We start from the raw sequence: 13,502 nt of genomic DNA, 5'->3' as shown, positions 1-13,502 counted from the left end.
GGTGAGCGGCATGGTTGCCGTTCACCCGGACTTCACTCAGCGTGCAGCACCACCTGGCACGTAGACCGGGCGCAGGATGCCCTGCAGCTGGCTGTAGGGAATCTTTATCTCCGGGTGGCCGTCGGAGTAGGGCGCCAGGCGCGCGACATCGTATTTGAGCAGCACGGCATCAGGGTTCAAGGCGATGTTCGGCGTGCGCTCGAATGGCCAGGTCTGACGGTAGTCGGCATCGTCACCGTGGCCCTGAGCGATCAGCCAGGCCTGGTGGGCGCGCTGGGCGATCTGCCAGAACGCTGTTTCTTCGCCGGGGACGAGGATGTCCTGCAGGCTCAGTACCTTGTTCAGCTCGCGGTCGTAATTCAGGTAGGTGCGCCCGGGTACGCCATGGGCACCGCCAATGAAGTGGTAGCTGGACAGCTCGATCACCACCAGGCGGTCATGTTGGCTCAGTACCTTGGCCTGCAGATAGCTGACCCAGCCGGGCTTGCCGTTGGCGAGAAACTCGCGCTCGTGATCGGCCAGCGATTGCGGTCGGGTATCGGTGGCGGCGCTCACCAGGCCAAGCAGGGTCGATTCGATGCGCGCATTGAGCTCGGGCTGATCGGCCAGGCGCTGCAGCTCGATATTGACCAATGGGCAGTCCTGGGCGGTGCAGCCTGGCGCTTTGTGTTCCCAGCGCTCATGGGTGGTGGCGAGGGCTGGCGGCGTGTCGGGTTTGGACAGGCTTTGGCAGGCGCCGAGCAACAGACCGAGGCTGAGGATAGCGCCGAGGCGGGCAATGGTGGATGTATTCATGCAGGAAAAGCCATTGGCGAAGGACGGGTGTTCGACTGCCTGACGGCAGGGGAGTTCGCGATTATTCGCCAACGCGAGCGGATCGGCCAGGCTTTCGCTGCATCGCTTGCGGGAGAGCCTTAACAGACCCTAGGATGCATTCAATCCGCACGTAACGAGAGAGCAGCAGATGACCGAAACCTTTACCCCCGGCCCGGATGCGGTGGAAATCATCGAGCGTGAAGAGTGCTTCCGAGGTTTTTATCGCCTGGATCGCTTCCGCCTGCGCCACCAGCAGTTCTCAGGCGGCATGGGGCCGGTGCTTAGCCGTGAACTGTTCATCCGCCACGATGCCGTTTGCGTGCTGCCCTACGATGCGGTGACCGACAGCGTGGTGCTGATCGAGCAGTTTCGCGTCGGCGCCATGCACAAGGCCACCAACCCCTGGTTGGTCGAGCTGGTGGCAGGCTTGATCGACAAGGACGAAGAGCCCGATGAAGTGGCGCTACGTGAAGCCGAGGAAGAAGCTGGGCTGACGCTGACGTCGTTGTGGCCGATAACCCGCTATTTCCCGTCGCCGGGCGGCTCCGACGAGTTCGTGCATCTGTTTCTCGGTCGTTGCGACAGCGCCGGGGTGGGCGGCATACACGGCCTGGAGGAAGAGGGCGAGGACATTCGCGTGCAGGTATGGCCTTTCGAGGATGCCTTGCAGGCGGTCAGGGATGGGCTGATCAACAATGCGGCGAGCATCATCGCCTTGCAGTGGCTGGCGCTGAATCGCGCCGAGGTAAGGGGCCTATGGGGGTAAATCTGCTGCGTGAGCGCTACCGGGTCGATCTGGTCGAGCTGCAGGCTGCTTGCGAGGCCAATTACGCACGGCTGATGCGTTTGTTGCCAGGTATGCGCGAAGCCCAGGGCGCGCGGCGCGTGGCGCTCAGTCAGGGCGAGCGGCAGCTTGGCGTGCTGGCGCTGGAAGTGGTGGAGAGGTGCCCATACACTTCCACGGTGCAGGTGCGTCAGGAACACAGCCTGCCCTGGCTGCCGGTACCGCAACTGGAAGTGCGCGTCTATCACGACGCACGCATGGCCGAGGTGACCGGTGCCCAGAGCGCGCGACGCTTTCGCGGCATCTATCCCTATCCCAACGCGGCCATGCACCAACCGGACGAGAAAACCCAGCTCAACGTGTTTCTCGGTGAATGGCTGAGCCACTGCCTTGCATGTGGGCACGAGACCGAACCGCTGGTTTGAGCTAATTCTTTGTCATAAGAATGCTTCGGGTTTCTGTGAACTAGTCACTATTAGTGGGTTTACCGGGCCACATCGCGATTCCATAATTTGCACTTGCCCTCTTATGGAGAAGCACTTTGCCGAGTGCGTACGCGTCCACCCCTGCTGATTCTTCGGTATTGCTGGTGCAGCTTACCGACAGCCATCTGTTTGCCGGCACGGACGGCAAGCTGCTGGGCATGGACACCGCTGACAGCCTGCGCCAGGTGGTCGATCTGGTGCTTGAAGAGCAGCCGGCCATCGACATGATTCTGGCCACTGGTGATTTGTCCCAGGACGGCAGCCCGGCCTCCTATGCGCGCTTTCTCGAACTGAGCGCCGCGCTGAGAACGTCAGCCCGCTGGATTCCCGGCAACCATGACGACATCCTGGCGATGCAGGCGGCCTGCGTGGGTAGCGATCTGCTGGAACCGGTCGTGGATCTCGGCACCTGGCGGTTGATCATGCTCGATTCGTCGATCCCCGGCGCGGTGCCCGGTTACCTTCAGGAGCCGCAGCTGGCGCTGTTGGAGCGGGCATTGAGCGAGGCGCCGGATCGTCACCATCTGATCTGCCTGCATCACCACCCGGTGGATATCGGCTGTCAGTGGATGGCGCCGATCGGGCTGCGCAACCCCGATGCGCTGTTCGCCGTACTGGATCGGTTTCCCCAGGCGCGGGCGATTCTCTGGGGGCACGTCCACCAGACGATCGATGAGATGCGCGGCAAGGTGCGGCTTCTGGCCTCACCGTCGACCTGCGTACAGTTCACGCCAGGCAGCGAGGATTTTCAGGTCGATAGCACGGCGCCCGGCTACCGCTGGCTGCGTCTGCACAGTGATGGGCGGCTGGAAACCGAGATATCGAGGGTCAGTGGCATCGTTTTCGAGCCTGACTACAGTGTTGGCGGGTACTAGGGTCTGTTGACGCGGCAACGCGGCTTGCGCTGAAACGTCATCAGACCCTGGTGTCGCGACAACGGTCATATGTCGGCCAGGGGGTCGATGAGCCGAGGCGGCGAACGGGATATCGTAATGTGGGATGGCAGCCATAAGGCGGGAGCAGCCGGTCGGTGACCCGCGTTGAACCATCGATCACGGCCTTCGGCCCCGGATTACGCCTGCGGCTAATCCAGGCTACGTTCTACGGTAAACGGCCTGTCGTAGGGTGGACGACGCTTCACCCGTCCACCGCTCTGCGATCGCAATGGTGGATGAAAAGAGCGTCATCCACCCTACGGGGTGAGCGTCCGCTGTCGCCTTTGAGCGACCACTCAGTCTAATCGCTCGGATACCACATTTGATGGGTGACGCTACACTAGCAACGCTTGCGGCCTATAGGGCGGCGCTAGTAGCCTCTCGTTATGACTACAGGCATTCTTTATATCCATGGGCTCAATAGTTCGCCGGCTTCCACCAAGGCCAGCCAACTGACCGTCGCCATGACCGCCATGGGGTTGCAAGCGCAACTGCGGGTTCCTGCCCTGCCTCATCACCCGCGCCAGGCTATTGCCGAGCTCGAGGCGCTGATCGCTGAACTCGGCCGCCCCACTCTGGTCGGCAGCTCCCTGGGCGGCTACTATGCGACCCACCTGGCCGAACGGCATGGCCTCAAGGCGCTGTTGATCAACCCGGCGGTGTGCCCGCACCGGTTGTTCGACGGTTACCTCGGCCCGCAATGCAACCATTACAGTGGCGAAACCTGGGATCTGACTGCCGATCACGTGGCGGCACTGGCGGAACTCGAGACCCCGCCGCCCACGGATCCGGCCCGTTATCAGGTATGGCTGCAGACCGCCGATGAAACCCTCGATTACCGGCACGCCCAGGCGTACTACCGGCATTGCGCGCTGCGCATCGAGGCCGGCGGTGATCATGGCTTCCAGGGCTTCGCAGAGCACCTGCCCATGCTGTTCGCCTTCGCCGGCATCGCGTCCGTGTCCTGACCGGCCGCGCCCGAACCCCGATCAATCAGAGCATTTCAGAGACCTATGGCCCAGCAAAACGCCTACAACGCAGATGCCATCGAAGTCCTTTCCGGCCTTGATCCGGTGCGCAAGCGGCCGGGGATGTATACCGACACCAGCCGCCCCAACCACCTGGCCCAGGAAGTCATCGACAACAGTGTCGACGAAGCCCTGGCGGGTCACGCCAAATCCATTCAGGTAATCCTCCACGAGGACAACTCCCTGGAAGTGAGCGATGACGGTCGCGGTATGCCAGTGGACATTCACCCGGAAGAGGGCGTACCTGGTGTCGAACTGATCCTTACCAAGCTGCACGCCGGCGGCAAGTTTTCCAACAAGAACTACCAGTTTTCCGGCGGTCTGCACGGTGTGGGTATCTCGGTGGTCAACGCCCTGTCGACCCGTGTCGAAGTGCGGGTCAAGCGCGACGGCAACGAATATTCCATGGCCTTCGCCGATGGCTTCAAGGCCAGCGACCTGGAAGTGATCGGCACGGTTGGCAAGCGCAACACCGGCACCAGCGTGCATTTCTGGCCGGACGGCAAATATTTCGATTCCCACAAGTTCTCGGTCAGCCGCCTCAAACACGTGCTCAAGGCCAAGGCCGTGCTGTGCCCCGGCCTGGCGGTGAGCTTTTATGACAAGGCGAGCGGCGAGCAGGTCGAGTGGTTATATGAAGACGGCCTGCGTTCCTACCTGGTCGATGCGGTCAGCGAGTACGAGCGCCTGCCCAACGAACCCTTCTGCGGCAGCCTGGCCGGTAACAAGGAGGCGGTGGATTGGGCGCTGCTGTGGCTGCCGGAAGGCGGCGACTCGGTGCAGGAAAGCTACGTCAACCTGATCCCCACCGCCCAGGGCGGTACCCACGTCAACGGTCTGCGTCAGGGCCTGCTGGACGCCATGCGCGAATTCTGCGAGTTTCGCAACCTGCTGCCCCGTGGGGTCAAGCTGGCCCCGGAAGACGTCTGGGAGCGTATCGCCTTCGTGCTCTCGATGAAGATGCAGGATGCTCAGTTCTCCGGGCAGACCAAAGAGCGGCTGTCCTCCCGAGAGGCGGCTGCGTTCGTCTCCGGTGTGGTCAAGGACGCCTTCAGCCTGTGGCTCAACGCGCATCCGGAGTTCGGTCAGCAGTTGGCCGAACTGGCCATCAGCAACGCCAGCCGCCGTCTCAAGGCCGGCAAGAAGGTCGAGCGCAAGAAGATCACTCAGGGCCCGGCATTGCCCGGCAAGCTGGCCGATTGCGCCGGGCAGAACCCGATGCGTTGCGAGCTGTTCCTGGTCGAGGGCGACTCCGCCGGTGGCTCGGCCAAGCAGGCGCGGGACAAGGAGTTTCAGGCGATCCTGCCGTTGCGCGGCAAGATCCTCAACACCTGGGAAGTGGACGGCGGCGAAGTGCTGGCCAGCCAGGAAGTGCACAACATCGCCGTGGCCGTCGGTCTTGACCCCGGCTCCAGCGATCTGGGCCAGTTGCGTTACGGCAAGATCTGCATCCTCGCCGATGCCGACTCCGACGGCCTGCACATCGCCACGCTGCTCTGCGCACTGTTCGTGCAGCATTTCCGTCCGTTGGTGGATGCAGGTCATGTGTACGTGGCGATGCCGCCGCTGTATCGCATCGATCTCGGCAAGGAAATCTACTACGCCCTGGACGAACCAGAGCGCGACGGCATTCTCGATCGTCTGGTGGCCGAGAAGAAACGCGGCAAGCCGCAGGTCACCCGCTTCAAGGGCCTGGGCGAAATGAACCCGCCGCAGTTACGCGAAACCACCATGGATCCCAATACTCGGCGGCTGGTGCAACTGACCCTCGAGGACTTCGAGGGTACTCGCGAAATGATGGACATGCTGCTGGCGAAGAAGCGTGCCGGCGACCGCAAGTCCTGGCTGGAGTCCAAGGGTAACCTGGCCGAGGTACTGCTCTGATGCGGCACCTGCTCGGCGCCCTGTTGCTGGCGTCAGTGACGCCGCTGCTCGCCGATACGCCAGCGCTCGAGGAGCTCAAGCTGCTCAGCGAACACCCGGTCGCCGGGATGGACGCCGGCAATCTGTCCGGCCTGGCCTGGTGCGGCGACGCGCTGTGGGCGGTATCCGACCGCGAAGACGATCGCCTCTATCGCCTCGATTCTTCCGATCGTATCTGGCAGGCCGAGGTCGAGCATTTCGTGGCGCCGCCAGCGCCGGTGATGCCGCTGCCTTGGGGCCTGCGCATGCGCGCCTGGGTGTCCGGCCTGGTGCGCGGTGGCCATCTGGATTTCGAAGGCATCTCCTGCGACGCCAAGGGCAATCGCTATCTGGTCAGTGAAAGCCGCGCCGCGGTGCTGCAGGTGCCGCCAGCCGCCGATGCGCAGTGGCTGACCCTGCCCGAAGGCATGGTGCGCCAGGCGCGCGCCAGCGGCATGCTGCTGCATTTCAACTCGCTGTTCGAAGGCATCGCCGTCGATCCGGCAGGCGAGCGCCTGTGGCTGGCGGCGGAAAAACAGCGGCGCGGCCTGGTGGTGCTGCATCATCGTCGCGCTACCTGGCTCTGCGAAGGCGGTTGCGTGCTGCTCAGCGAGGGTGGCCAGGAAGCCTCACCCGAGGCGCTGGGCGGGGCACCAGCGCCGGTGGACTTCTCCGGCCTGGCTTTTCACAACGAAAAACTCTTTACCCTGGAGCGTCAGGCCCATCGCATCTGCCGCCGTACGCCAGCGACCGGCGACGCCGAGCGCTGCTGGTCATTCGCCGCTGAGGCGCTGACCGACGAACGTCGCTATCCCATGAGCTACGGTGTGGCCGAGGCGCTGTCGATCGACGAGGAGGGCGCCTGGGTCGGTGTCGACAATGGCGGCCATGCGCGTGGCGATGGCGAGAAGCGCCCGGTGGTCTGGCGCTTCGCCGCACCTGCCGGTGGCTGGGGCGTGACGCGGTGAGCGAACAGACCGCCGGCCGTCGTGCCGGCCGGGTGATGCTGGTGCTGGCCTGGGGGGCGGGGCTGCTGCTGGCCACGCATTTCTTCGGCAAATGGGAAGATGACAAGAACCATCCCAACCGCCAGCCGCAGTCGGTGCATGGCAGCGATTACGTCGAAGTGCGTCTGGCCAGCAGCCGCGGCGGGCATTATCTGGTCGATGGGCAGATCAACGGCGATCCGGTGACTTTCCTGCTCGATACCGGCGCTACCCAGGTCGCCATACCCAGCCAGGTCGCCCGCAGTCTCGGCCTGCAGTCTGGCGCGCCCGTGCAGATCAGTACCGCCAATGGCCGCGCCACGGCGCACCGCACGCGCCTGGAGCGCCTGCAGCTTGGCGATATCGTCCTGCATGACGTATCCGCGCTCATCGCGCCGGGCATGGACGGCGATGAAGTCCTGCTGGGCATGAGCGCCTTGAAACAACTTGAATTCAGTCAGCGCGACGGCACCTTGATGTTGCGCCAATCAACCTTGCAATGAGGCACGCATGAGCGAAACCCTCGATCTGAGCCTGGACGGTGTCGAACGCCGCTCCCTTGCCGACTTCACCGAGCAGGCTTATCTCAACTATTCGATGTACGTGATCATGGATCGCGCGCTGCCGCATATCGGCGACGGTCTCAAACCGGTGCAGCGTCGTATCGTCTATGCCATGAGCGAGTTGGGGCTGGACGCCGATTCCAAGCACAAGAAATCGGCGCGTACCGTCGGCGATGTGCTCGGCAAGTTCCACCCGCACGGCGACTCGGCCTGCTACGAAGCCATGGTGCTGATGGCGCAACCGTTCAGTTACCGCTACACCCTGGTCGATGGCCAGGGCAACTGGGGGGCGCCGGACGATCCCAAGTCCTTCGCCGCCATGCGTTACACCGAGGCGCGTCTGTCGCGCTATTCCGAAGTGCTGCTGACCGAGCTCGGTCAGGGCACGGTGGATTGGGTGCCGAACTTCGATGGCACCCTGAACGAGCCGGCGACCCTGCCGGCGCGTCTGCCCAACCTGCTGCTCAATGGCACAACCGGCATCGCCGTGGGCATGGCCACCGACGTGCCGCCGCATAACCTGCGCGAAGTCGCGGCCGCCTGCGTACGCCTGCTCGACGAGCCCAATGCCACGGTGGAGCAGCTCTGCGAGCACGTGCTCGGCCCGGACTATCCGACCGAGGCGGAGGTCATCACCCCGCGTGCCGATCTGCTGAAAATCTACGAAACCGGTCGCGGCTCGGTACGCATGCGCGCCGTGTATAGCGTCGAGGACGGCGACATCGTGGTCACCGCGCTGCCGCACCAGGTGTCCGGTGCCAAGGTGCTGGAGCAGATCGCCGGCCAGATGCAGGCCAAGAAGCTACCGATGGTCGCCGACCTGCGCGACGAGTCGGATCACGAACATCCCTGCCGCATCGTCATCATCCCGCGTTCCAACCGGGTGGATGCCGATGAGCTGATGCAGCACCTGTTCGCCACCACCGAGCTGGAGTCGAGCTACCGGGTCAACAGCAACGTCATCGGCCTGGATGGCAAGCCCCAGGTGAAGAACCTGCGGCAATTGTTGCGCGAATGGCTGGAGTACCGCGTCAATACGGTACGCCGCCGTCTGCAATTCCGTCTGGACAAGGTCGAGAAGCGCCTGCATCTGTTGGAGGGCTTGCTGGTTGCCTTCCTCAACCTGGATGAAGTGATCCAGATCATCCGCACCGAGGATCATCCCAAGGCACGCCTGATCGAGCGTTTCGCGCTGAGCGAGGTGCAAGCCGACTACATCCTCGACACGCGCCTGCGCCAACTGGCCCGCCTGGAAGAAATGAAGATCCGTGGCGAGCAGGATGAGCTGGCCAAGGAACGCGACAAGCTGCTGACCCTGCTGGGCAGCGAAGCCAAGCTGAAGAAGCTGGTGCGCAAGGAAATCATCGAAGACGCCGAGAAGTATGGCGATGACCGCCGTTCGCCGATCGTTGCCCGTGCTGAAGCCAAGGCGCTTTCGGAAACCGAGCTGATGCCGACCGAGCCGGTCACCGTGGTGATCTCGGAAAAAGGCTGGGTACGCTGCGGCAAGGGCCACGACATCGACGCCACCGGGCTCTCCTACAAGGCCGGTGACGGCTTCAAGGCAGCGGCGCCGGGGCGCTCCAATCAATACGCGGTATTCATCGATTCCACTGGGCGTAGCTATTCGCTGGCGGCGCATTCGCTGCCGTCGGCACGGGGCCAGGGCGAGCCGCTGACCGGTCGCCTGACGCCACCGCCAGGCGCCACCTTCGAGTGCGTGCTGCTGCCCGATGATGAGGCGCTGTACGTGATCGCCTCGGACGCCGGCTACGGTTTCGTGGTCAAGGGCGAAGACCTGCAGGCCAAGAACAAGGCCGGCAAGGCCCTGCTCAGCCTGCCCAATGGCGCGCGGGTAGTGGCACCGCGGCCGCTGGCCAATCGCGAGGAAGACTGGTTGGCGGCAGTCACTACCGAAGGTCGTCTGCTGCTGTTCAAGGTCGCCGACCTGCCGCAACTGGGCAAGGGCAAAGGCAACAAGATCATCGGTATCCCCGGTGAGCGCGTCGCCAGTCGTGAGGAGTACCTCACCGACCTGGCCGTGCTGCCCCAGGGCGCGACGCTTGTATTGCAGGCCGGCAAGCGTACCCTGTCCCTGAAGGCCGATGACCTTGAGCACTACAAGGGCGAACGTGGCCGACGCGGCAACAAATTGCCGCGTGGCTTCCAGCGCGTCGACGCTTTGCTGGTCGAGTAAACGCCTACTGGCAAGTGGCCTGCTACTGGAGTTGCAGGCCGGTTTGACGGATGATATCGCTCTTGCGTGCCCGCCTGGTGGTGGGACGTATACCGTCTTTTTCGGATCAAGGCGCTCGATGGCAAGCACATTGCTTATGGACAGGGATTATTTGACACCTCGCCGGGGGTTTGTCGACGCGGTGATTTACCTATTTTTTGTTTTTTGACCCTTTACCTGTAGCCATGGTCGCTGGCGATATTGCCAGCTGGAAGACATTGATGATTGTTAAGCGGCTTCCTCTCACGCTTCTCCTGGCTGGTCTGCTGACGCTGACCGGCTGTTCGCATTTCATGCCCGTCTCGCTCTATCAGCTCGATGGTGGCACCAGCGCCACCAAAACCGCTGACAAGGACGGGATGAGCGTACTGCTGGGCCCCATCACTGTCGCGGATTATCTACAGCGTGAAGCGCTGCTGCAGCGCCAGGACGACGGCAGCCTGAGCACCGCCGGCAATGCCCGCTGGGCAGGCAGCCTGGCTACCGATCTGGATCGCCAGGTGTTGCGCCAGTTGTCGGGCCGGATCAACAGCCAGCGTCTGGTGCTCGCTTCGGACAACCCAGGCTTCAAGGCCCAGGTACAAGTACTGTTATCCGTGACTCGCCTGGATTCCGGCCCACGCCAGCCTGCAGTGCTTGAAGCGCAATGGCGCCTGGTTGGTCAGGAAGGGCAGTTGCTCGATAGCCGGCTGGTACGCCTGGAAGAGAAGCACCAGGGTGCTGTAGCTGATCAGGTGCGCGCCCAGAGCGTTGTGGTGCAGCAACTGATCGAGCAACTGGCTACTGCTGTGAAGAGTCACGCTAACACGCCGATCGCTACCGAGGAGCCGCGCAAGAAAGCGCCGGTTCCGGCCGCGCGCCAGGAACCGCCGAAAATGCCGGTAGCCGAACCGATCCGGATCGACGCGGAAGTATTCCGCTTCTGATCCCGGGAGCAGGTTCCGAGGCGAATCAGGCTTTGCCTGGCTCGTCTTGGACTTCGATCCTTTGGTACCCCTCTAGGGTCTGTTGACGTTTCAGCACGACCGCGCCGGAGCCCGTTTTGCCGCGAGGCAAGGCACGAGCCGCGAAGTTTAGCTGGCTAAATGAGCCGGCGAGAAACGCAGCATCGCGGCAAAACGGGCCCGGCCCTACGGGTTGCGCGGGAAATCTCGCCATGCGTCGTTGGAGGACTTGGCAAGGGAACGACCATTACCGGCGTCCTCCGCCTAGCCTGGCGAGATTTCTCGCGGCAACGCGGCTTGCGCTGAAAGGTCAACAGACCCTAGCACTCCTGCCGTCCGTATCGCCTCGTCGAGGAATACGGTTACGGCCGGGTGCTTGCGCTCGCCCTTTCGGTAGGCGAGGAATATCTTGCGCTGAATGGCCGGAGCCAAACGCACGGCCGTGACGTTTTCCAGCGGTCGCACCAGACGCAAGCCCGAGACCACCGAAATCGAATTGCCGGACGCCACCATCGCCGCGACCATTTCGAAACCGGCACAGTGCGCGTTGATGCGTGGCACGAAGCCGGAGCGTCGGCACAGGTTGCCGATGAACTCGCCGAACGAGCTGTTGGTGGAGTCCAGCGCCCAGGCTTCGTCCTGCAGGTCGGCGATGGTCAGGGTGCTGCGCGATGCCAGCGGGTGGCTCGTCGGTAGCAGCACGTGCAGGCGGTCTTCGGTCAGCGGGATCAGCTCGTAGTGCTCCTGACGCGATTTGGCCGCACCGGCCAGGTCATCGACTACCGCCACATCGATCTGCCAGGCACTCAGGGCACTCAGGCTCTCCTGCGGCTCCAGATCGGCCACCACCACGTCCAGGCGCGGATAGGCCTCACGCAGATTGCGCACGATGGGGGCGACCAGCGCCGCTGCGATCGAAGGAAACGCGGCCACTCGCAGTTCACCGGCGATTTCGCTGCGCATCTGCGCCAGTTCCGAACGAGCTTCGTCGAGAATCACCAGGATACGTTCGACGTGTGCCACCAGCCGACCACCTGCTGGCGTCAGCACCACGCCACGACCCCGCCGCTCGATCAGTGCCACATCGGCCTCGCGCTCCAGCTGCGTGATCTGCTGGGAAACCGCAGAGGGCGTGAGGTGCAGGAACTCGGCGGTAGCCGCCATGGTGCCGCAGCGGGCCAGCTCGCGAAGGGTGCGTAAACGGATCAGATCCATGGGTAGGCTCTATAGGTAAGTTTTTCTAATCAATATAGTAAGAATAAATCAGTATACATAATGAAAGTAGGGTCTTAGATTTTTCCCATCGACGGTGCGTAACCGGGCACCTGTCTTCACCTCATAAAAGAAAAACACCACCATGGCCATTAGCGTATTCGACCTGTTCAAAGTGGGCATCGGCCCATCGAGCTCGCACACCGTCGGGCCGATGCGCGCCGCCGCCCTGTTCACCCATGCTCTGGAAAACCAGGGCCACATGCCCCACGTCGTGCGGGTGGTGGCCGAGCTGTACGGCTCGCTGGGCGCAACCGGCAAGGGCCATGGCAGTGATAAGGCGGTGCTGCTTGGCCTTAGCGGCCATGAGCCGGATACCGTCGATGTCGATCAGGTAGCCGACTATATCGAGACCATTCGCAGCCATAAGCGCATCACGCTACCTGGCGGGCATGCCATCGCTTTCAACGAAAAGACCGACCTGAAAATGATTCGCAAGGCGCTGCCGCTGCATGCCAACGGCCTGCGCTTCGCTGCCTTCGATGCGGCCGGCCTGCAGGTGCACGAGGCCACCTACTATTCGGTCGGTGGCGGTTTCGTGGTCAATGAGTCGGTGCTGGCCGACGGCTCGCGACACAAGGAAATCGCACCGGACGCCACCAGCCTGCCACTGCCGTTTCGCTCCGGTGTCGACCTGCTGAATCTGGCTCAGGAGCACGGCATCAGCATCGCCGAGGTGATGCGCCGCAACGAGCGGCATTGGCGCAGCGACGAAGAGATCGACAGCGGCTTGCTGGCGATCTGGCGTGTGATGCAGGCCTGTGTCGACCGCGGCTGTCGTACCGAGGGCATCCTGCCTGGCGGCTTCAAGGTCAAGCGCCGTGCTGCGCAGTTGGCCGAACGTCTTGGCGTGTTCCAGCGCAGTCCCCAGGAAGACCCGTTGCGCATGCTCGACTGGGTCAATCTCTGGGCGCTGGCCGTCAACGAAGAAAATGCCGCGGGTGGGCGCGTGGTCACGGCACCCACCAACGGCGCGGCGGGCATCATTCCCGCAGTGCTGCATTACTACGCCCAGGCCATCGCCGGATCGGACGACAAGGGCATCATCGATTTCCTGCTCACGGCCGGTGCCATCGGCATTCTCTACAAGGAGAATGCCTCCATCAGCGGTGCCGAGGTCGGCTGCCAGGGGGAAGTTGGCGTGGCTTGTTCGATGGCTGCCGGCGCGCTGTGCGCGGTGCTGGGCGGTACGCCCGAACAGGTCGAGAACGCTGCGGAGATCGGCATGGAGCACCACCTGGGGCTGACCTGCGATCCGGTCGGCGGGCTGGTGCAAATCCCCTGCATCGAACGCAACGCCATCGCCTCGGTCAAGGCCATCAATGCGGCGCGTATGGCTTTGTATGGCAATGGCTCGCACCACGTGAGCCTGGACAAGGTGATCAAGACCATGCGCGAAACCGGCGCCGACATGCTGACCAAATACAAGGAAACCGCACGCGGCGGCCTGGCCGTGAACATCATCGAGTGCTGAGCCGTTCGTCAGCCTGAATCCCATGGGATTCAGGCTGACGGGCCCGCATTCTGCGTTGAAAGTCCCACAACAATAAC

Annotated in this window: 12 protein-coding genes; 10 read left to right on the top strand and 2 right to left on the bottom strand. The window is 63.1% G+C overall.

Features of this window, described 5'->3' with window-relative positions:
* Positions 1-36: 36 nt before the first annotated feature.
* Positions 37-795 (bottom strand): RsiV family protein, encoded by a 759-nt coding sequence (locus tag DNK06_RS00775; protein ID WP_131178143.1) that lies wholly within the window; start codon positions 793-795, stop codon positions 37-39.
* A gap of 169 nt (positions 796-964) precedes the next feature.
* On the opposite strand from DNK06_RS00775, the gene DNK06_RS00770 reads away from it, so the two are divergent.
* From DNK06_RS00770 to DNK06_RS00730, 9 genes are all read left to right on the top strand, one after another.
* The gene (locus DNK06_RS00770; protein WP_131178142.1) at positions 965-1,582 is read left to right on the top strand and encodes an NUDIX domain-containing protein; all 618 of its coding nucleotides are present in this window, start codon (positions 965-967) and stop codon (positions 1,580-1,582) included.
* Positions 1,573-2,025: a DUF1249 domain-containing protein gene (locus tag DNK06_RS00765; RefSeq protein WP_131178141.1), complete on the top strand. Its 453-nt coding sequence runs from the start codon at positions 1,573-1,575 to the stop codon at positions 2,023-2,025. Before DNK06_RS00770 ends, DNK06_RS00765 begins: the two co-directional genes overlap by 10 nt.
* 116 nt (positions 2,026-2,141) lie before the next feature.
* Positions 2,142-2,960 (top strand): 3',5'-cyclic-AMP phosphodiesterase, encoded by an 819-nt coding sequence (cpdA, locus tag DNK06_RS00760; RefSeq protein ID WP_131178140.1) that lies wholly within the window; start codon positions 2,142-2,144, stop codon positions 2,958-2,960.
* Positions 2,961-3,406: 446 nt separating this feature from the next.
* Positions 3,407-3,988 carry a YqiA/YcfP family alpha/beta fold hydrolase gene (locus tag DNK06_RS00755; RefSeq protein ID WP_131178139.1) on the top strand — a complete coding sequence of 194 codons (582 nt, stop codon included), beginning with the start codon at positions 3,407-3,409 and terminating at the stop codon, positions 3,986-3,988.
* A gap of 45 nt (positions 3,989-4,033) precedes the next feature.
* Positions 4,034-5,932 (top strand): DNA topoisomerase IV subunit B, encoded by a 1,899-nt coding sequence (parE, locus tag DNK06_RS00750; RefSeq protein ID WP_131178138.1) that lies wholly within the window; start codon positions 4,034-4,036, stop codon positions 5,930-5,932.
* Positions 5,932-6,918: an esterase-like activity of phytase family protein gene (locus tag DNK06_RS00745; RefSeq protein ID WP_131178137.1), complete on the top strand. Its 987-nt coding sequence runs from the start codon at positions 5,932-5,934 to the stop codon at positions 6,916-6,918. The genes parE and DNK06_RS00745 overlap by 1 nt, the downstream gene beginning before the upstream one ends.
* Positions 6,915-7,439 (top strand): retropepsin-like aspartic protease family protein, encoded by a 525-nt coding sequence (locus DNK06_RS00740; RefSeq protein ID WP_131178136.1) that lies wholly within the window; start codon positions 6,915-6,917, stop codon positions 7,437-7,439. Before DNK06_RS00745 ends, DNK06_RS00740 begins: the two co-directional genes overlap by 4 nt.
* 7 nt (positions 7,440-7,446) lie before the next feature.
* A complete protein-coding gene (parC, locus tag DNK06_RS00735) occupies positions 7,447-9,696 on the top strand; it encodes a DNA topoisomerase IV subunit A (protein WP_131178135.1) in 2,250 nt (749 codons plus the stop codon).
* Between the two features lie 260 nt (positions 9,697-9,956).
* Complete coding sequence (locus DNK06_RS00730) at positions 9,957-10,661, top strand: PqiC family protein (protein WP_207389977.1); 705 nt, start codon at positions 9,957-9,959, stop codon at positions 10,659-10,661.
* Positions 10,662-10,943: 282 nt separating this feature from the next.
* On the opposite strand, the gene DNK06_RS00720 is transcribed toward DNK06_RS00730, so the two are convergent.
* Positions 10,944-11,894 carry a LysR family transcriptional regulator gene (locus DNK06_RS00720; RefSeq protein ID WP_131178132.1) on the bottom strand — a complete coding sequence of 317 codons (951 nt, stop codon included), beginning with the start codon at positions 11,892-11,894 and terminating at the stop codon, positions 10,944-10,946.
* Between the two features lie 142 nt (positions 11,895-12,036).
* On the opposite strand from DNK06_RS00720, the gene DNK06_RS00715 reads away from it, so the two are divergent.
* The gene (locus DNK06_RS00715) at positions 12,037-13,425 is read left to right on the top strand and encodes an L-serine ammonia-lyase (protein WP_131178131.1); all 1,389 of its coding nucleotides are present in this window, start codon (positions 12,037-12,039) and stop codon (positions 13,423-13,425) included.
* Positions 13,426-13,502: the final 77 nt, after the last annotated feature.

This window comes from Phytopseudomonas daroniae, assembly GCF_004327285.1.
In the GTDB taxonomy this organism is placed as follows: Bacteria; Pseudomonadota; Gammaproteobacteria; order Pseudomonadales; family Pseudomonadaceae; genus Aquipseudomonas; species Aquipseudomonas daroniae.
Note: the sequence above shows the minus strand (reverse complement) of the source record. Positions and strands in the feature narration are given on the sequence as shown.